This is a genomic window from Desulfobacula toluolica Tol2, from assembly GCF_000307105.1.
GTDB lineage: Bacteria > Desulfobacterota > Desulfobacteria > Desulfobacterales > Desulfobacteraceae > Desulfobacula > Desulfobacula toluolica.
Genome location: NC_018645.1, coordinates 4,951,375 through 4,972,776, shown reverse-complemented (window position 1 = coordinate 4,972,776; position 21,402 = coordinate 4,951,375). Strand labels below are relative to the sequence as shown.

Sequence of the window (21,402 nt, the reverse complement as noted above, 5' to 3'; positions counted from 1 at the left end):
AAAAAAAGGAACATAAAAATAATTTTTCATATATTACCTGCTTTAATGTAAGGTTAAACTTATGATCCGGCCAATATAAATGCGGGATTCCAATTCTCCACATCATCCTTTGTCATGACATCCACCCGACTTCCCTGGAACTCTGAGTTCACCTCTCCCATGGTCTCTTCCATGTCCCCTTCGATCTCAAGTGCCATGGATTGGACAAGCTCCAGGCGCCGATCATCGGGTTCCCACAATTTTCTTGAATGGGCTTCCAGCAACCTGCGGGTCAGCTCTTCAACGGCATAGGGATTTTGTAACTTCATCCAGGCGGCATTGGCCTCATCGGCAATATAGGTGTCCACCACCCGGTCAAAGAGCCAATCATCCACTGATTCGGTTGTGGCAGCCAGTTTAAACAAATTGTTGATCTTGGATGCAATGGATGAAGCAGCCTGGAATCCGTGGGGTTTTATTTTTTCCAGCCAGTCTTTGTTCAATAATTTGGTCAATGCACTGTTTTCTATTGCATCTTTTAAATCACAAATTCCTTTTTCCTCACCTGTTCCGGCACTTCCCCAGTATAACTTGATTTTTTTTCCGGTTTTCTTAAGGGCATTACCGGCTGTTGCCATGCCACCCTGGAACACGGCATATCCCCCACAGTCCAGAACATCATATTCCACACACGACTGTTTCATATAGGAGATATCCACATCCCTTAACTGCCTGGCCAGGATGGCATGGGCCTCATAACCGTAATTTTCAAGGGCATGGCTTATTTTTTCCGATCCATAAGCATATCCCCCCCAGTTGACATAGGCTTCGGCCAGGTCATTTTTATTTTTCCAGGCCGAGGCATCCAGGGCAAGCCCGACCCCAAGCCCGTAGGTTCCCGGCTTGGAAGAAAAAACCCGGAAGCAGGCCATGCGGGCAATGGCCTCTTCAGGCAGGTCTTTGCCCAGTTTTTTCTTTAATTCCAGAATTTGTTCCCGGGTTCGTTTTGCCACATAATTAACGTCAGAGGGTTCATCCAGGCGGCTGACCATGACCACCGCCTCATCCATGAGATCACAAAAATTGGGCACCATATCCCTTAAAATACCGCTGGTCTGGATGGTCACATCCACCCGGGGCCGGTGTATTGTTTCATGATTTGCCGTTGTCAGTAACAGCCGGTCTGTCTCAATGACATCAAGACCTTTGACCCGGCCGTTATCTGCCCATACAGGACACACCCCCAGAAGATAGAGAATTTGTGAAAACAGCTCTCCGTCGGCCTTAAAGGCATCGGAACTCCAAAGGCTGATCCCTACATTTTCCGGAAATTCGCCCTCTTGTGTGAAATATTTTTCAAGCAGCTTGTCTGCCATTATTTTTCCTGTTTCCCATGCCGTTTTTGTGGGAAGAGCAGCAATATCAACAGGATAAAAATTACGGCCCGTGGGAAGGGTTTCAAGCTTTCCCTGGTAAAAAGAACCGCCAAGCCCTGCTTCAAGATACTTCCCGTCCAGGCATTGAACAACGGCTTCAAGCTCCCTTGGGCACTGCTGCAATTTCTCGGTAATAAAAAATATTTTTTCCCGGGCAAGGAGATCATCATCCCGGACAGTCTGTTCCAGTGTTTCCAGCATGGCATTCATATCCTCTTCGTCAGGGGCCTTGCCCAGGACATGAAGCCCACTTTGAAAACAGGCCGTTTTAAGCTGCCTGATCCTGCGGCCCAGGGTATGGAGCCGATCTTCGAAATCGTCTGATCCTTTTTTATTTTCATCCGGTTCCAGTTCAGCCATCAAGGGCAGCATCTTTTGTTTGAGTTTTTGTCTGCGGTCCGATTCCTCCAGCTGGTCTGCCTTTTGGTATTGTGCAAGCAGGCTCTCAAGCTCAATGAGATTTTCATCTGCCCCCATGTGGCTGAGAACCGGAGAAAGATGATCCACAATCACGGCCTGTGCCCGTCGTTTTGCCATGAGCCCCTCTCCGGGAATATCCATGCAATATACATAGATATTGGGTAAATCGCCCAGAGAAATATCCGGAAAACAGGTCTGGCAAAGTGCGGCCCGCTTGCCGGGCAGGTATTCCAATGCCCCTTCGGCACCAAAATGAAGAACAGCATCCGAGGTATCCCGGATAAACTTATAGGACGCCAGCCAGTGGTGGGGTGGAGACAAATCCGGTTCATGGAGGATACGACACACCTCACCGTTGCATTTGGCACCATAACATCCCCTTTTAGGCTGAACCATAATTTTGAGATTGCCGAAACAAAGTCCTGTGATAACAAGGTTTTTTCGGTCCTGTTTTTCATAAACCATTCCCTGGCCTGGAAATGGTCCCCAGTCCTTTTCAATTTTTTCTTTTGCTGCTTTGGGCAAACCGTTGAAATAGGGTTGATATTCATCTGCGCCCATGAAATGCAGCCCACCACCTTTGGACACGATTTCATCCACCGTGGTCCATCTGAATTCTGAAAATGCTTTTTTTTCAAAAACAGCGTTTTTCAGAGCCAAACCCTCAACCGGGCAATCCTTAATATCATATCCGGCCGCACCCAATGCCCTTATAGTTGCCCCCAGGCTTTCAAATGTATCCAGGCCCACGGCCATGCCCACGGTGGATTCCACTCCTTTGCAGGGATTGTTGTGAAGCACGATGGTGATTTTTTTTTCGTGATTGGCCTTTTTTTGGAGAATTCGCCATCGCCGGATACGTTTTACCAGTGATTCCAGGCGTTCCTGTACAGGTTCAAACCGGTATTCGCCTGTTCTTGCGCCTTCCCCGGGGTCTTCCACACAGGCTGCCATGGTGGGTTCTATTACCCCGTTCATTTCCGGCTGGGAAAGGGAATAAATCATGCTGTGGCTTTTAAGGCCTGCCGGGTCTGCCTTCCACTGATCGACAGAGTGAGCATAGGATTTGATAAGCTGTATCACAGGAATGTTCAGGCTGTTTAAAAATTTTCCGTCTTCAGGCCGGGCAAGGAATCTTCCCGCAAGCAGGTTGAGCAAAATATCAGGCCGGATATCACCGGCTTCAAACAGTCTCATCCAGTCATACGGGTTTTTAGACGTGGCATTGCTTTGTTGATCATATGAATCCGGAGCATGGGCCTCGCCCCGGGTAAACACACAAAAGGGTATCAGGTCGTTTGTTTCAAGAATCCTTATCAGGGCGTCTATTTCTTTTGTGTTTTCTTCAATAATCTGGTTGTAAGCGCAGACAATCCCTGCACATCCAAAAGGAATAAAGTCCGCCTTTTTGCTAATATACCAGTTCATATACTCATTTGCAGTTCCAAACCAGGTATTTGCTGAAGGATGATACACGCCGCAGGTGGCAACGGTTTCAGGATCATTGAATGAGACCGGAATGTTGCATAAGGATGCAATAAAAAGCATGGCATTGATAAAATTGTTTTCATGGGGCAAATTAAGGTATTCATGAACCTTAAGGGTTTCTTGTCGGGTAAAACTGGAAAAATCATCCGCCCCTTCTTCACTGAGCAGCATCCGGTGTTCAAAGGATCGGGCTTGATCCAGAACCTGCCGGAATCCGGGCAATGCCTTGGTCACCTCTCCCATGAACACATCCCCGTGGATGGTTTGCCGGCTGTTCAATCCTTCCGGATCTGATCCCTGCCTGAAAAACATGAGATCAATCCCCTGATCTTTCAACCTGGCAGCAGCTTTCTGCCAGAGTTTTTTTGAAAACATATGGGTATAGCAATAAACAATTTTTAACGGTTTTTTTTCCATTCTCACATTCCCTGCCCAAAAATAAAAAATCCCCGAACCGTAAATAATTTACGACCCGAGGATGTCCCTTTTTTATCCAAATAGATCCGATGAAAAACCGGCATTGCCGTACACGGTTTTCCTATGTTTTACCAGGCAGGTATTCTGACTTTCGGATCATCCTCATGCTGCGCCTTCCCATTATATCAACAGTGGCATATTGCAGCATTTGTCCCCGATTACAGCGGCGGGCCCGTTTTCGAATTACACGAAATTCCCTATTAAGCCGATGGCACCAGATAAAATTTACTCTGTGCTACAAGACAAATAAGAAAAAGTCAAGCATAATTTCAGTATAAACAGCGTCGTTTGTTTTATCCATTCACCAAGCTTTTAATATATTGACAACAATTGATAATACTCGAAAAAAGCCGGATGAACATAATGATTCAAAATAAATGAATGCTTTGTTTGATTAAAAAAAACAATTTTTAAATTTTATTTGACTTCATCTTTTTTTTCTTTTAAGTATTTTTACAATTTTCAGGTGCCCGACATGGGATAATATGGGAACCCTGTTTGAATCAGGGACGGGCCCGCCGCTGTAATCGGAGACGAACGCTGTAAAGAAACCACTGGCTGTTTTATGCCGGGAAGGAACAGCTACTAGGATGAACCGAAAGTCAGAAGACCTGCCTGGAAATAGGAAATGTCACTCCTCGTGGACAAAGGGATGGCACATGTGAATCTGTGGAAAAAATCAGGGACTCCCAGATCGTTTATTAATAAAATGATCCGGGGATTTTTGTTTGTAAAACACCCCGGTAAAACCGGGCGTTAGCCTATAAAGAGACCGTCCAGGTTAGACAAAGGGATGATACACTCAATTTTTTTGAGCTTTTTTTATCCCACCTCACTTTTTATGATGACGCTTGTTTTATGGAGGGGAAAATGTACAAACGAATACCCACACTCATGATCGTCTTGACCCTTATTGTTCCTGGCCTTTGTTTGGTCAACCCGGCAATTGCCGGTGAAAAACCTGCAAAATTGGATGAAATGGTGGTCACCGGCACCAGAAGTGAAGAAAAAATTCAAAACTTACCGGTTAAAATAGAATTAATTGATGCCCGTGAAATTGAACTGACCACTGGTGAAACCATTACCGAACAACTAAAGAAAAATTCATCCATCGGGGTGATTGAATACCCCGGTGCGTTAGCCGGGATCGGTATTCGCGGATTCAGACCTGAATTTTCAGGAATCACGAAACACTCATTGATTCTGATTGACGGCCGGCCCGCCGGTGCCACCAACCTATCCACAATTTTAAGTGACAATATTGAACGAATTGAGGTGCTTAAAGGTCCAGCCTCCTCGTTGTACGGTGGTGAAGCCATGGGCGGTGTTGTTAACGTGATTACCAAAAAAAATACGGGTGAACTGACGGGAATGGTGGAATTGGGATATGGCTCCTTTGATACCAATTTTCAAAAAGCCGCTTTGGGCGGCAGTTTGAACGATATTTTCGATTTTGATCTATCAGCCCGAAGATATGACCAGCAGGATGATTTAAAAATGGGAAACGGAGACAAACGCGCCAATACAGAATATATGACCCAAAATGCCGATGTAAGACTGGGGGCAAATCTTGGAGGAAATTGGCGGGTTGACATGGGGCTGGATGCTTATCAAGGACGTGATATTAAAACCCCTGGCGATATTTTTAAGGGTGATATCGAGTCCGGTCACAAGGATATAGACCGCCACGGATTTGACGTGACTGCTGAAGGCCAAATTACTGCCAGTCACCGCCTGGGTATCACAGGATACAAAACACGGGAACTATCTGAAAGCTACAAACACTATGCAGGCTGGCCTTCTGCCCCGGCTGATCCCTACCAAAGCTATGATTCTGAAATCAACTGGATCGGTTTACAGCTCAAAGATGAAATTACATGGCAAGCCCATAAATTCATTTTCGGCGCTGATTACCAGGATATTGATAAAGAATCCAGAAGCTATAATAAGGACAATACCAGAAAAGCCCCCTACTCACCGGATGAAAGCCGCCGGAATATTGCCGGATACCTTGAAACCATCTGGAAAATCATGGACAATCGCATGACCTTTACTGCGGGCGGGAGGTACGATACATTTGACGTCTCAACCGAAGTGACTGCATATAAAACAGATTTTAATCCGAAAACAGAGTCTTTTTCCACTTTTAGTCCAAGAGCCGGTTTGAATTATCTTTTTGATTCAGGTATCCGTATACACACTACTATAGGAAAGGCCTTTGTTCCCCCATCTGCAGCCCAGCTGGCAGGATATTCAGAACGCTTGGTCGAAGGGGTTAACATGATTACCAAGGGAAATCCCAATCTGGACCCTGAATCTTCGGTTACCTATGATCTGGGAATGGGATATGCCAGACCAAGTTCAGGATTCAATGCAGACCTAACCTATTTCCACTCAGATGTGGATGATAAAATCATCACCGAACAGTCCGGTAATACTAAAACCTATAAAAACGGCATGGGAGCCGAAATGCATGGATTGGAATACCTGCTTTCCTATGATGTCGGCATCCCCCTCAAATGGAACCGTTCATTTGAATTTTTTGTAAACGGAACCCGTATTTTCAGTGCAGAAGAAGAATTGACCGATAAAACCCAAAAAGATATTCATAACGTGTCAAATCATACAGTCAATTATGGTATCGGTTATAGTGACGGCCTGTTGGATGGCAAGCTTCATTTTCGCAGTCAGGGCCCCATGAAGGATACTGATTGGAATGCTGCCGGGTATCCTGAAATAGAATATCCTGGATTTACCGTGGTTGATTTGGTTTTGGGTGTAAAATTTTATAATAACCACAAAGTGACCTTAAAAGTGGATAATCTCCTGGATCACAATTATTATGAAAAAAAAGGATTTCCCAAGCCAGGACGTGGTTTTTTTGTCAGCTATAACTACACATTTTAAAAGATTAGATCTCTTACTGAAAAGACATAGCCGGTTTCAGGGGCAAAGCCTCTGCTGCCGGCTTTGCCGGATAAAGGCAGGATTGCTAAGGCGGTTTCAGAAGAATAAGGCAAATGCTTTGAACCATTGATCGTCTATATCTTTCTGTAAAAGAACAATTTATTCAACTGTTTTAAATATGCTATAATCCGTATACCCTTTGGCTCCCGGGGAATACCACAACGTCATGTCTTCGGCAGGACAAAGCGGCCAGTTATTCTTGAACCGTTCGGGCAGGTCTGGGTTTGTGATAAACGGTCGGCCAAAGGCAATCAAATCCGCATTGCCTTCGTCTATTCTTTCTTGGGCAGATTTTTTGGTATAACCGCAATTGCCGATAATGATCCCTTGATAAACCGGCCTGAATTCAGCCAGGGTCATTGGTTCTCCTTTGTCATGGAAACCAAAGGCCAGGCCGTCCATAATATGCAGATAGCCAAGATTAAATTTATTTAATTCTTCCACCACATAAAGGTAAGTTTCTCTGAAGTCATCGCTGCCCATGTCATTAAATACACCGTTCGGTGAGATACGGGCACCGACCTGATTTGAAGGCCAGACCTCCAGAACAGCCTTCAGCACTTCTTTAAAAAAACGGAATCTATTTTCAAGGCTTCCCCCGTATTGATCATCGCGGTGATTGGTTTTTGAATCAAGAAATTGATTTACCAGATACCCATTGGCTCCGTGAACTTCCACCCCTGAAAAACCGGCTTCTTTGGCATTCACCGCTGCCTTGCGGTAATCATTAATGGTTGCTCTGATTTCATCCACGGATAATGCCCGAGGTGTTTCGTAAGATTTTTTGCCAAGAGGAGTGTGGATATAATCGCCGTTGAGCTTGATTGCCGAAGCAGAAACAGGAGGTTTGCCATTATGAAAATCACTGTGCGAAACCCTGCCGCAATGCCAAAGCTGCAAAAAAATAGGCGTACCGGTTGGTTGAATTTTCTTCGTGACTTTCCGCCAGCCCTCGACCATTTCTCTGGTGTAGATTCCCGGCGAATCAATCCAGCCGATACCCTGCTCTGACACTACGGTTGCCTCGGTTATCAGAAGCCCGGCAGAAGATCTCTGGTGATAATATTGTGCCATCAGATCATTGGGTATACGCTTTGACCCGGCACGCCCTCGTGTCATGGGTGCCATAACTATTCTGTTTTTCAAGTCAAATTTTCCTAAAGAGATGGATTGAAACAAGCTGTTTGTTTTCATTTTATTTTCTCCTTAAAATAAAAAATTGTCAGGATAGAAAGATTTGCATACTTATGCATCAAAACCGATTTTTTAGAATTTTTACATGACCATCATATCAAAAAAATAACACAATGACAGATAAATTTATTTATGCAAAATAAAAAAGATCTGATTCCAACAGGTTAAAAGAGCTTTCATATAGCTGCCATGGGCAGAACTGTTCTTTCATCCTGGTTTGCCCACAACAAAACATGAAAGTCACTGTTTGGATTTTTGAAGACTTTCATATGAAAATGCAATTGCCGATAATAACCCTGTAATGAACTTGCATGAATTCAGGCAGGTTCATCTGTGCAATGCATTGGAAAAGCAAGATGAAACCCTTCCTGATCAAAAGCACCCAGAACCTACTGCGTTCATATAAAATCTTTACAAGCATTGCGAATATTGGTAATGGCTCCTTTCAGGGAGATTCAGCATAACTTCAACCGGCATAATCCGTTCAGGAGCGAACCATGGAGAACCACAAGATCAACAGCGTACAAGAAATTGTCCCCGGCCTTTCCATTATCCATTCCAACCACCTGGAAGACTTGAGAAAAGTGGCTGCAGGCTGGATCAAGGCCCATCCCCTGAAGGTGCTGGAAACCGAGCAGTTCATCGTTCAGAGCAACGGCATGGCCCAGTGGCTCAAGCTTGCCCTGGCTGATGACGACGGGTGCGGTATCAGTGCCGGGCTTGAAGTTCATCTGCCCGGACGCTACGTCTGGACCGCCTATCGTTCCGTACTGGGAAATGACAGTATCCCCGTGGACTCTCCCTATGACAGGGATCGGCTGGTTTGGCGGTTTTTCAGGCTCTTGCCCCTGCTGTCGGAGGAGGAGGCGTTTCTACCCCTGAACCGGTTCCTTGAACACGATGAGGACCAGCGCAAGCAATACCAGCTGGCCTGTCACCTGGCAGACCTCTATGATCAGTATCAGGTCTACCGGGCCGACTGGTTAGAAGACTGGTCAAAAGGCAAAGATCGGCTCAAAACCGGCAGGGGTGAACCCGTTGAATTGCCCCTGGAACACAAATGGCAGGCCCAATTGTGGCGCAGGCTGAAAAACGATATTCCAACACAATTTCAGGAGATCGGTCGTGCAGACCTTCACCAGCGGTTTCTCAGGCAGATTGCCCAAATGGATCACCGGCCCGATACCCTGCCGCCCCGGGTAATGGTATTTGGGATCTCATCGTTGCCCCAACAGGTGCTGGAAACCCTGCATGCCGTGTCCCGCCTTTGCCAGGTGCTGCTGTTTGTACACAATCCCTGCCGCCACTTCTGGGCAGATATCATTGAAGACCGTGACCTGTTGCGCATCGAACATGCCCGTCATCGCAGCAAGGATTCCATGCCGGACCCTCTTGATCCGGAACTGCTGCACCAGCACGCCAACCCGCTGCTTGCGGCATGGGGCAAACAGGGCAGGGATTACATCGGCCTTCTTTACGGATATGACGAGCCTGATACCTATCAACAGCAGTTTGCCCAGATAGACCTGTTTGATGATTTTATTGCGCAGGGCACAAACGGCAGTCTGCTGCAACAGGTTCAGCAGGCGATCCTCGACCTTGTTCCTTTGCCCGGTGAAAAAGAAGACAAACAACAGGTGACAGAAGATGATCTGTCCATAAGTTTCCAGCTGGCCCACAGCCGCCAGCGGGAGGTGGAGATCCTTCAGGACCAGCTTCTTCATTGTTTTGAAACCATTGAATGCTTAAATCCCAGGGATGTCATTGTGATGACTCCGGATATCGAGGCCTATGCACCTCATATCGAAGCTGTGTTCGGCAACCTTGCGTTTCATGATTCACGGTTTATTCCCTTTACCATTGCAGACAAACCCGGCAGGGAAAGCGTTCCTTTGCTCAAGGCCCTTGAAAAACTTCTGCACCTGCCCGATTCGCGCATGGCTGTCAGCGACATCATGGACCTGCTGGAAGTTCCGGCCTTTCGAAACAGGTTCGGTGTTAAAGAAGCCGACCTGCCAAAGCTTCACCAATGGATCAAGGGCGCAGGCATAAGCTGGGGATTGAACCCGGATCAGCGCACCGGTTTTGGGCTGCCGCCCGGTCTTGAACAGAATACCTGGGAGTTTGGCCTGAAAAGAATGCTGCTGGGCTATGCCGTGGGTAAGGCCCAGGAATGGAACGGTATTGAACCCTATGATGAAGTGGGGGGGCTTGAAGCCGCCCTGATCGGCCCCCTGGCAGCCGTGATCGAGCAGATGGAAAGCCTATGGAAAATATTGAGCAGGCCGGGGTCTCCTGAACAATGGTGTTTGCGAATCCGATCTCTTGCAAAAAACTGTTTTCTGCCTGAAGAAAGCCGGGACCGGCTGATTCTCAACCGCCTGGACGAGGTGCTGGACAACTGGCTCGACGCCTGTACCCAGGCCGAACTTGACAGGGAGCTGACCCTTGCCGTTGTACGGGATTTTTTTCTTGGAATGATAATACAATCCAGTATATCCCAGCGGTTTCTTGCCGGGATGGTCAATTTCGGCACCCTCATGCCCATGCGTGCCATTCCCTTTTTAAATATGCTATAATCCGTATACCCTTTGGCTCCCGGGGAATACCACAACGTCATGTCTTCGGCAGGACAAAGCGGCCAGTTATTCTTGAACCGTTCGGGCAGGTCTGGGTTTGTGATAAACGGTCGGCCAAAGGCAATCAAATCCGCATTGCCTTCGTCTATTCTTTCTTGGGCAGATTTTTTGGTATAACCGCAATTGCCGATAATGATCCCTTGATAAACCGGCCTGAATTCAGCCAGGGTCATTGGTTCTCCTTTGTCATGGAAACCAAAGGCCAGGCCGTCCATAATATGCAGATAGCCAAGATTAAATTTATTTAATTCTTCCACCACATAAAGGTAAGTTTCTCTGAAGTCATCGCTGCCCATGTCATTAAATACACCGTTCGGTGAGATACGGGCACCGACCTGATTTGAAGGCCAGACCTCCAGAACAGCCTTCAGCACTTCTTTAAAAAAACGGAATCTATTTTCAAGGCTTCCCCCGTATTGATCATCGCGGTGATTGGTTTTTGAATCAAGAAATTGATTTACCAGATACCCATTGGCTCCGTGAACTTCCACCCCTGAAAAACCGGCTTCTTTGGCATTCACCGCTGCCTTGCGGTAATCATTAATGGTTGCTCTGATTTCATCCACGGATAATGCCCGAGGTGTTTCGTAAGATTTTTTGCCAAGAGGAGTGTGGATATAATCGCCGTTGAGCTTGATTGCCGAAGCAGAAACAGGAGGTTTGCCATTATGAAAATCACTGTGCGAAACCCTGCCGCAATGCCAAAGCTGCAAAAAAATAGGCGTACCGGTTGGTTGAATTTTCTTCGTGACTTTCCGCCAGCCCTCGACCATTTCTCTGGTGTAGATTCCCGGCGAATCAATCCAGCCGATACCCTGCTCTGACACTACGGTTGCCTCGGTTATCAGAAGCCCGGCAGAAGATCTCTGGTGATAATATTGTGCCATCAGATCATTGGGTATACGCTTTGACCCGGCACGCCCTCGTGTCATGGGTGCCATAACTATTCTGTTTTTCAAGTCAAATTTTCCTAAAGAGATGGATTGAAACAAGCTGTTTGTTTTCATTTTATTTTCTCCTTAAAATAAAAAATTGTCAGGATAGAAAGATTTGCATACTTATGCATCAAAACCGATTTTTTAGAATTTTTACATGACCATCATATCAAAAAAATAACACAATGACAGATAAATTTATTTATGCAAAATAAAAAAGATCTGATTCCAACAGGTTAAAAGAGCTTTCATATAGCTGCCATGGGCAGAACTGTTCTTTCATCCTGGTTTGCCCACAACAAAACATGAAAGTCACTGTTTGGATTTTTGAAGACTTTCATATGAAAATGCAATTGCCGATAATAACCCTGTAATGAACTTGCATGAATTCAGGCAGGTTCATCTGTGCAATGCATTGGAAAAGCAAGATGAAACCCTTCCTGATCAAAAGCACCCAGAACCTACTGCGTTCATATAAAATCTTTACAAGCATTGCGAATATTGGTAATGGCTCCTTTCAGGGAGATTCAGCATAACTTCAACCGGCATAATCCGTTCAGGAGCGAACCATGGAGAACCACAAGATCAACAGCGTACAAGAAATTGTCCCCGGCCTTTCCATTATCCATTCCAACCACCTGGAAGACTTGAGAAAAGTGGCTGCAGGCTGGATCAAGGCCCATCCCCTGAAGGTGCTGGAAACCGAGCAGTTCATCGTTCAGAGCAACGGCATGGCCCAGTGGCTCAAGCTTGCCCTGGCTGATGACGACGGGTGCGGTATCAGTGCCGGGCTTGAAGTTCATCTGCCCGGACGCTACGTCTGGACCGCCTATCGTTCCGTACTGGGAAATGACAGTATCCCCGTGGACTCTCCCTATGACAGGGATCGGCTGGTTTGGCGGTTTTTCAGGCTCTTGCCCCTGCTGTCGGAGGAGGAGGCGTTTCTACCCCTGAACCGGTTCCTTGAACACGATGAGGACCAGCGCAAGCAATACCAGCTGGCCTGTCACCTGGCAGACCTCTATGATCAGTATCAGGTCTACCGGGCCGACTGGTTAGAAGACTGGTCAAAAGGCAAAGATCGGCTCAAAACCGGCAGGGGTGAACCCGTTGAATTGCCCCTGGAACACAAATGGCAGGCCCAATTGTGGCGCAGGCTGAAAAACGATATTCCAACACAATTTCAGGAGATCGGTCGTGCAGACCTTCACCAGCGGTTTCTCAGGCAGATTGCCCAAATGGATCACCGGCCCGATACCCTGCCGCCCCGGGTAATGGTATTTGGGATCTCATCGTTGCCCCAACAGGTGCTGGAAACCCTGCATGCCGTGTCCCGCCTTTGCCAGGTGCTGCTGTTTGTACACAATCCCTGCCGCCACTTCTGGGCAGATATCATTGAAGACCGTGACCTGTTGCGCATCGAACATGCCCGTCATCGCAGCAAGGATTCCATGCCGGACCCTCTTGATCCGGAACTGCTGCACCAGCACGCCAACCCGCTGCTTGCGGCATGGGGCAAACAGGGCAGGGATTACATCGGCCTTCTTTACGGATATGACGAGCCTGATACCTATCAACAGCAGTTTGCCCAGATAGACCTGTTTGATGATTTTATTGCGCAGGGCACAAACGGCAGTCTGCTGCAACAGGTTCAGCAGGCGATCCTCGACCTTGTTCCTTTGCCCGGTGAAAAAGAAGACAAACAACAGGTGACAGAAGATGATCTGTCCATAAGTTTCCAGCTGGCCCACAGCCGCCAGCGGGAGGTGGAGATCCTTCAGGACCAGCTTCTTCATTGTTTTGAAACCATTGAATGCTTAAATCCCAGGGATGTCATTGTGATGACTCCGGATATCGAGGCCTATGCACCTCATATCGAAGCTGTGTTCGGCAACCTTGCGTTTCATGATTCACGGTTTATTCCCTTTACCATTGCAGACAAACCCGGCAGGGAAAGCGTTCCTTTGCTCAAGGCCCTTGAAAAACTTCTGCACCTGCCCGATTCGCGCATGGCTGTCAGCGACATCATGGACCTGCTGGAAGTTCCGGCCTTTCGAAACAGGTTCGGTGTTAAAGAAGCCGACCTGCCAAAGCTTCACCAATGGATCAAGGGCGCAGGCATAAGCTGGGGATTGAACCCGGATCAGCGCACCGGTTTTGGGCTGCCGCCCGGTCTTGAACAGAATACCTGGGAGTTTGGCCTGAAAAGAATGCTGCTGGGCTATGCCGTGGGTAAGGCCCAGGAATGGAACGGTATTGAACCCTATGATGAAGTGGGGGGGCTTGAAGCCGCCCTGATCGGCCCCCTGGCAGCCGTGATCGAGCAGATGGAAAGCCTATGGAAAATATTGAGCAGGCCGGGGTCTCCTGAACAATGGTGTTTGCGAATCCGATCTCTTGCAAAAAACTGTTTTCTGCCTGAAGAAAGCCGGGACCGGCTGATTCTCAACCGCCTGGACGAGGTGCTGGACAACTGGCTCGACGCCTGTACCCAGGCCGAACTTGACAGGGAGCTGACCCTTGCCGTTGTACGGGATTTTTTTCTTGGAATGATAATACAATCCAGTATATCCCAGCGGTTTCTTGCCGGGATGGTCAATTTCGGCACCCTCATGCCCATGCGTGCCATTCCCTTTAAGGTGGTGTGCCTTTTGGGAATGAACGACAAAGAATTTCCAAGGAGCCATCCGCCGCTTGATTTCGACCTTATGGCCCAAAAAGGTCTTTATCGACCGGGAGACAGGTCCAGGCGGGAGGATGACCGCTATCTTTTTCTGGAAGCCCTGCTCTCGGCCCGGGAAAAATTTTATATCAGTTATGTGGGAAGAGATGTCCGGGATAACAGCCCCCGCATGCCGTCGGTTCTGGTGGGCCAGCTTCGTGACTATATAAGCGCAGGCTGGAGCCTTGAAGATTGTGGGGATGACGACAATGAAAAAAACACACTTATAGATCAGCTTACCTGTATTCATCCCCTTCAGCCTTTTGGCAGTGCATATTTTCTCAAAACGCAACCCAGGCTTTTTACCTATGCCCATGAGTGGCGAAGTTCCCTTGAAGTTAAGGAATCCGGGATCATTGAAGATTCCCTGGAGAAGACCTTGTTTGATGAAATTCTTAACCTTGGTTCGCTGATCAGGTTTGTGAAAAATCCCGTGAAATATTTTTTCAACCAGAGCCTTTCCATATACTTTGATCAAATCCGTGTTGTCAGTCAAGACCAGGAGCCCTTTGTCCTTGACGCCCTTGCACCTTTCGGGCTTGGCAACCAGCTTCTGGAAGCAGGGCTTTCAGCAGATCCTGCACAGATGCAAACCGCTGTTTTAAAAGAAGCCGAGCGTCTGACCCGCACAGGAGAACTGCCCATGGCGGGATTCGGCCTGCTGGCTGCACAACAGCTTTCAGAACCGGTTATGCTAATGCTCAAGCACCACCAGACCCTCTTGTCCAAGTGGCCGCTAAAGTGTGACCCCATGGAAATATCGATTCCCCTTGATCCTGAACGGTCTTTGTTAACTGCTCTGGACGACTGGCTGGATCGGCTTTATCAAACAGATTCCCCGGACGCTTTGCCACGTTTCGGGCGGTGGGAATTTTATCCCAAATCCATTCTGGACAAAAAGGGAAATGTTTTGCGGATTTACTGCCTGATTCCCCTCTGGATACGGCATGTTTCAGGCTGCGCCCAGGGCATAAATCTTGCCAGTTTCCTTGTTGCCCCGGACGGGATTGCAAGCCTTGATCCCCTTGAGCCTGCAAAAGCCATGGAAATTCTCATGACCCTTATTGAACAGTTTTGGACAGGGCTTACTCGCCCGCTTGCCGTGACGGCCAGGACGGGAATTGCCTATGTTGACGCTCTGATGACAAAAGATGCTCAAACAGCAAAGAGCAAGGCATTAAAAACTTATGAAGGAGACGGCTTCCAATCACAAGGAGAGCTTGGCTATGATCCTTACCTTCAACGAGCCTTTCCTGATTTTGACGCACTGTGGCAGGCCCGGGACAACAGCTTTGAACGGCTTTGTCAAACTCTTTATAAACCTTTGGTCAATGCCGTTAGAAAGGAGGCATGATTATGCCGGAAAAATTAAATCCCCTGACCTTTCCCCTTCACGGCACCCGGCTCATTGAGGCCAGTGCTGGAACGGGCAAGACTTACACCATTGCGGCTCTTTACCTGCGTCTTGTTCTGGGGCACGGCAAAGAGAACGGTTTTTTTCGCCCCTTGATTCCGCCGGAAATACTGGTGGTCACTTTTACCAATGCAGCAACTGAAGAACTCAGAGAGAGGATCAGAAATCGCCTTACCGAGGCTGCGGCTTTTTTCCGGGGGCAGGGTGATGGAGATGAATTCCTGGAAAATCTTAAAGCCGAATACGATCCCGACCACCTGCCGGGCAAGGCACGTCTGCTTGACCAGGCCGCTTTATGGATGGATGAATCAGCCATCCATACCATTCATGCCTGGTGTAGGCGCATGCTTCGCCAGCACGCTTTTGACAGTCTCTCGCTTTTTGATTTGGAGCTTGCACCCAGCGACCAGGATTTGATGGAGGAGGCAGCCTGCGATTTCTGGCGTGAAAGCTTTTATCCCCAAAGTGTGGAGACAGTGGCATTGTTAAAGGCTGTTGCTGCAATCACCACCCCCCAGGCCCTGTTGAAACAGGTTTCACCCATTATCAATGCAGGAATACAAGTCAATGCCGATCCGTTTGAGGTGTTGGAAAACCGCAGGCAATCAATTGAAGATGCCCGCATTATATGGGCGTCAGACTTTGAAGAAGCTGTTGACCGGGTGCGCAAGGCCCAGACAGACAAAACCCTGAACAACAACAAGTACAGAAAAGCATCACTGACAGGCTGGATAACCCAGATGGATCTGTGGGTCAACAAAGGCGGCCCGTTGCCGGACGATCAGGCCCTGGAAAAATTTTCAGCGCAGGGCCTTGCCAACGGGGTGTCAAAAAAAAAGAGTCCTCCCATGCACCCTGCTTATGACGCTCTTGATCAAATGAATGAACGTATTGATTCTCTTGATGTCAAACAAGCTCTTGTGTCTCATGCCGCAGTCCGGATCAACAATCGTATCACAGCGGCAAAAACCAGGCTTTCCAGAATGGGGTTCAACGATCTTTTAAGCCGTCTGGCGCAGGCTTTGTCCAGGCCGGACAGCCATCTGGCCGAAGTAATCCGTTGCCAGTTTCCCGTGGCCATGATCGACGAGTTCCAGGACACTGATCCTGTGCAATATGACTCTTTTGGCACCATCTATCTGGAACAGGAACAGGCAGGCCTGTTTATGATCGGAGACCCCAAACAGGCGATCTATGCCTTCAGGGGAGCCGACATTCACACATATCTTGCGGCCAGAAAAGACACACGGGGGCGTCACTACACCCTGGAGAAAAATTACCGGTCCACAAAAGGCATGGTGAATGCCGTTAACCGGATGTTTGGCCAAGCTTCCGGGTTTCCCGACGGAGCGTTTTTATTTAAAGATGAAATCTTGTTTGAACCGGTACTTGCCCGTGGAAGATCCGAGCAGTTGATGGTGGATGGAAAAGAGGCCACTCCTGTGACCCTGTGGCAGATGGACCAGGAAGGGCCCGTTGTCAAGACCGGCCCTGACGGCTATCTTACACGGATGGCAGATGCTGCGGCAGGCAGGATCGTCCGGCTGTTGAATCTGGGGGGACAGACTCCCTGCCGCGCAGGGTTTCAAACAGAAGATGGGCGGATCACACCTCTTTGCCCCTCGGACATGGCTGTTCTTGTAAGAGACGGCATGGAAGCCCGTGCTGTTCGCGCTGCCCTTGAAAAAAGGCGGGTCAGATCGGTCTATCTTTCGGATAGGGAATCCGTGTTTGACACTCAGGAGGCTGTTTGTCTGCTGTATCTTCTCCAGGCCTGCATGGAGCCTTCCAACGAGCGGATGTTGAGAACTGCCCTGGCAACACCTGTTCTGGATCTGCCTCTTAAACTGCTGGACAAATTAAACCGCGATGAAATTGCCTGGGAAGCCGAACTTGTACGGTTTAAGCTATTTCAGAAAATCTGGCGCAACCAGGGAGTGCTGCCAATGGTACGCGCCCTGCTTCTTGAATTCAATGTGGGGGCCCGCCTTTTGTCAACACCCTCAGGAGAACGGCAACTGACTAATCTGCTGCATCTTGCCGAACTGCTCCAGACAGCGGCCGCAACCCTGGACGGAGAGCAGGCACTGATCCGGTGGCTGGCAGGGCAGATTGAGCAGTCTGCAGGCGGTGTTGACGATGAAATTCTGCGCCTTGAAAGCGACCGGGACCTGGTAAGGGTGGTGACCATACACAAATCAAAGGGTCTTGAGTACCCTCTGGTGTTTTTGCCTTTTATTTGCAGCTTCCGCAACCTTACAGCCCGCAACACGCCCATGGTTAAGATCCATGATGACAAAGGCAATTTCCGGCTGGAGGTGAATCCGGGAGAAGAAGAACTTGAACTGGCAGATAAGGAAAGGCTGGCAGAGGATCTTCGCATGCTTTATGTTGCCCTGACCCGATCCTGCTTTGCCTGCTGGCTGGGCATTGGGGTGATGGGAAAAACAACCAAAAAATCCGGGGAGACCACAACCCTTCACCAGTCGGGCATGGGATACCTGCTTTCCGGGGGCAGGATGGTTCAGACAGCCGAACTTTCTTCAATCCTGACTGATTTCAAGGCGGATTGTCTTGACATGACTATTGAACCGCTGCCTGTGCCTTCCCTAAATGTTTTTCAGCCCGGCCCGGAACCACCCGACCTGTCCCAGGCAGCTGTTTTTGAAGGTATCATTCCCCGTAATTGGCGAATTACAAGTTATTCTGGAATCTTGTCCGGTGCTGCCATGCCCCGACAGGAAAAACATTTTGCCGACTATTTAAATGAGGTAAACGAGGCAAATCAGGCAAATCAGGCAAATCAGGCAAATGAAGAAATTGATTCCCCGGACAGTGCGGCCCAGGATCAGCTTCTGGAAGGAGAAACACAAATAAATCTTGCACCCCGGATCATGGCTGATGCCCGCTCCATCCATTGTTTTCCAAGAGGCCCTGAGCCGGGAACGTTTCTTCACGATATTTTGGAATGGGCTGCAACCCATGGATTTGACAGGGTCGCACAGGATCGGACAGTCATCCTCAAGCGGATTGCAATGCTTTGTGCGCGGCGGGGATGGGACGGCTGGGCAGAAGTTCTGACCGACTGGCTCATGGAATTTGTCACCGTGGTGCTGCCCCTGCCGGACAGTCCCATGCGGCTGTCAGACCTTGTCTTGAACAATTGCAGAGCCGAGATGGAGTTCATGTTTGCAGCTCATGATGTGGATGTGTGTGTGCTGGACAGCCTGGTTACAAACAATATTCTGCAGGGAAGGGTGAGGCCCCTGTTGCAGGAGAATCTTGTCAACGGCATGCTCAAGGGATTTATTGATCTTGTTTTCTGTTTTCAGGGGCGCTATTTTGTACTGGATTACAAGTCCAACCACCTGGGCGAAACCCAGGACGCTTATGGAACAGAGGCCATGGCACATGCCATGCTGGAACATCGATATGATCTTCAATATGTGCTGTATACCCTGGCCCTGCACCGCCTTCTCAAGGCAAGGCTGAACAATTATGACTATGACCGTGACGTGGGCGGGGTGGTCTATCTTTTTTTGCGGGGGGTTACGGCTTCCGGCCAGGGCCTGTATGCTGACAAACCCTCAAAAAAGCTGATCACCATCCTGGATATATTATTCCAAAAAGACGAATTGTTAAAAAAAGGCGAACTGTTACAAGAAAATGAGCTGTTTCAAGAAGGAGATTCCCATGATACTGACTGTTGACCCCCATGATCTGGTTCAAACCTGGACTGACCGAGGCTGGCTGAGGCCTTTGGATCGTGCCTTTGTTATGTTTCTGGGCCGACAGGAGAAAGACGCTTCCGCCCTGGTGCTGATCGGAGCGGCTCTTGCAGGCCACCAGCTGGGCAGGGGCCATGTTTGCCTGGATCTGAGTGCCGCCCTGGCTGATCCTGATGCCACCTTGTCCCTTCCTCCCGAGGGGGAGACAGGGGAGTTAATGCCGCCAAAACCCTCCCAGATTCTTTACAATATCACGCAAGCTCAATGGGAAGAGAGCCTTGGTGCTTCATCCCTTGTGGGAACGGACACCGCTGCCACCCCTTTGGTACTGAATTCGGGCCGTCTTTATCTTCGCAGGTACTGGCATTATACCAGGAGGGTGGCCGAAGAAATTTTGTTTCGTGTCGGTCAAACATTTCCAGTGCCGGACAATCTTGAAAATCGCCTTGATAAACTTTTTGCTCCGTTGAGAACACCCATGGAAACACAAAAAAAACAAGTACACTGGCAGAGCATTGCAGCAGCCGTAGCCGCAACCAGTGCATTCAGCGTGATTTCCGGGGGGCCGGGCACGGGCAAGACAACCACTGTGGTTCAATTGCTGGGGCTTTTGCAGGGCCTGGCCATGGAAAAAAACAAAGTCTTGAGAATTCGTCTTGCCGCGCCCACGGGCAAGGCTGCAGCACGCTTGACCGAGTCCATCAGCAAGGCCATGGACCGTCTGCCAAAAGAGATCGGGGCAAAGATGCCCACCAAGGTATCAACTCTTCACCGGCTGCTGGGTTCACGTCCCGATTCCCGCAATTTTATTCACAACCGGCACAATCCACTCCATGTGGATCTTTTGGTGGTGGACGAGGCCTCCATGATCGACCTTGAGATGATGGACGCCCTGCTTGGGGCGCTGCCGTCAACGGCAAGGCTGATTCTTCTTGGCGACAAAGATCAGCTGGCATCGGTGGAGGCAGGATCTGTGCTGGGGGATCTGTGCGCAAATGCTGCCAATCCCTGTTACAGGGCTGAAACCGTAAATTGGATACAGCAGTCAACCGGCTTTGATGTGTCGGCATTTTCCGGTCCTGGCAGCGATCTTGACCAGCAGATCGTGGTATTGAGAAAAAGCCATAGGTTTGGTGAACAAAGCGGAATCGGCGCACTTGCCCGATCCGTTAATCAAGGCGATAAAAAGCGGGTGGTTGATGTCTGGAACCAGAGCTTTCCCGATATTGTTCATCTTATGATCAACACTTGTGATGATAAAGGGTTCCGGCATCTTGTACTTGATGGTAATCCCAATGCATTTGCCCCAAAAAAGGATCAGGACAGGCCAAACGGTTACCGCGCCTATCTTGAGAGCATGGCCCAAGGTCCGGGAAAATGGGAATCCGAGACTGCCTGGCTTTGGGCAGTACTGGACAATTTCAATCGATTTCAGGTGTTGACTCCACTTCGAAAAGGCAGCCGGGGCGTTGAAGGTCTGAATACAATGATCGCCAATATTCTTTACCAATCAGGATTGATCCGCTCAACCCGGGGGTGGTATCCGGGCCGTCCTGTCCTGGTGACCCGTAACGACTACAGCCTCGGGCTGATGAACGGGGATATAGGCATTGTGCTTCTTGTGATGGACGAACACAATCCATCAATCCGGGGATTAAGGGTTGTTTTTCCCATGGCTGACGGTTCCCTCAAGCGGGTGCTGCCCTCCCGTCTCGGGGAGGTGGAAACGGTCTATGCCATGACCGTTCATAAATCCCAGGGGTCTGAGTTCGACCACACGGCTTTGGTACTGCCTGACACCATGAGTCCTGTGCTGACCCGGGAACTTGTCTATACGGGCATCACCCGTGCCCGTTCCTGGTTTACCCTGGTCGGCGCCCATGACAATATCCTGTCATCTGCTGTTGGGCAGCGCACCCACAGGGCCTCTGGCCTTGGTGATCTGATCCGTTAACGGATGTCAAATTTTGGGTGTATTGATATGTGTTGATCTTGATTCTCCT

The 21,402-nt window shown here is 48.8% G+C and carries 7 protein-coding genes, 1 pseudogene and 2 riboswitches; of the genes and pseudogenes, 5 read left to right on the top strand and 3 right to left on the bottom strand.

Annotation, left to right across the window (positions count from 1 at the left end; genetic code table 11):
- Positions 1 to 59: 59 nt before the first annotated feature.
- A complete protein-coding gene (locus TOL2_RS22230) occupies positions 60 to 3,740 on the bottom strand; it encodes a cobaltochelatase subunit CobN (RefSeq protein ID WP_014959530.1) in 3,681 nt (1,226 codons plus the stop codon).
- Positions 3,741 to 3,857: 117 nt separating this feature from the next.
- A riboswitch (cobalamin riboswitch) is annotated at positions 3,858 to 4,034 on the bottom strand.
- 213 nt (positions 4,035 to 4,247) lie between these two features.
- Positions 4,248 to 4,433: riboswitch (cobalamin riboswitch) on the top strand.
- 237 nt (positions 4,434 to 4,670) lie between these two features.
- Between TOL2_RS22230 and TOL2_RS22225 the strand changes: the two genes are divergently transcribed.
- Positions 4,671 to 6,707, top strand: coding sequence for a TonB-dependent receptor plug domain-containing protein (locus tag TOL2_RS22225; protein WP_014959529.1), 2,037 nt, complete (start codon positions 4,671 to 4,673; stop codon positions 6,705 to 6,707).
- A 159-nt stretch (positions 6,708 to 6,866) separates the two neighbouring features.
- Here the strand turns inward: TOL2_RS22225 and TOL2_RS22220 are convergent, their stop codons facing one another.
- Positions 6,867 to 7,961, bottom strand: a complete 1,095-nt coding sequence (locus tag TOL2_RS22220) for an alkene reductase (RefSeq protein WP_014959528.1) — start codon at positions 7,959 to 7,961, stop codon at positions 6,867 to 6,869.
- A gap of 497 nt (positions 7,962 to 8,458) precedes the next feature.
- Here TOL2_RS22220 and recC (TOL2_RS22215) point away from each other — a divergent pair, with 497 nt between their 5' ends.
- Positions 8,459 to 10,540, top strand: a complete 2,082-nt coding sequence (recC, locus tag TOL2_RS22215) for an exodeoxyribonuclease V subunit gamma (RefSeq protein ID WP_014959527.1) — start codon at positions 8,459 to 8,461, stop codon at positions 10,538 to 10,540.
- Positions 10,541 to 10,614: 74 nt separating this feature from the next.
- Here recC (TOL2_RS22215) and TOL2_RS24440 read toward each other — a convergent pair.
- Positions 10,615 to 11,607: pseudogene (locus TOL2_RS24440) on the bottom strand (alkene reductase); the annotation flags it as partial.
- Between the two features lie 497 nt (positions 11,608 to 12,104).
- Here TOL2_RS24440 and recC (TOL2_RS22210) point away from each other — a divergent pair.
- Genes recC (TOL2_RS22210) through recD form a run of 3 tightly spaced genes read left to right on the top strand, consistent with a single transcriptional unit; the run spans position 12,105 to position 21,353 of the window.
- Positions 12,105 to 15,611, top strand: coding sequence for an exodeoxyribonuclease V subunit gamma (recC, locus tag TOL2_RS22210; RefSeq protein WP_014959526.1), 3,507 nt, complete (start codon positions 12,105 to 12,107; stop codon positions 15,609 to 15,611).
- Between the two features lie 2 nt (positions 15,612 to 15,613).
- A complete protein-coding gene (recB, locus tag TOL2_RS22205) occupies positions 15,614 to 19,381 on the top strand; it encodes an exodeoxyribonuclease V subunit beta (RefSeq protein WP_014959525.1) in 3,768 nt (1,255 codons plus the stop codon).
- Positions 19,365 to 21,353, top strand: a complete 1,989-nt coding sequence (gene recD / locus TOL2_RS22200) for an exodeoxyribonuclease V subunit alpha (RefSeq protein WP_041279682.1) — start codon at positions 19,365 to 19,367, stop codon at positions 21,351 to 21,353. Before recB ends, recD begins: the two co-directional genes overlap by 17 nt.
- The last annotated feature ends 49 nt before the right edge of the window (positions 21,354 to 21,402 follow it).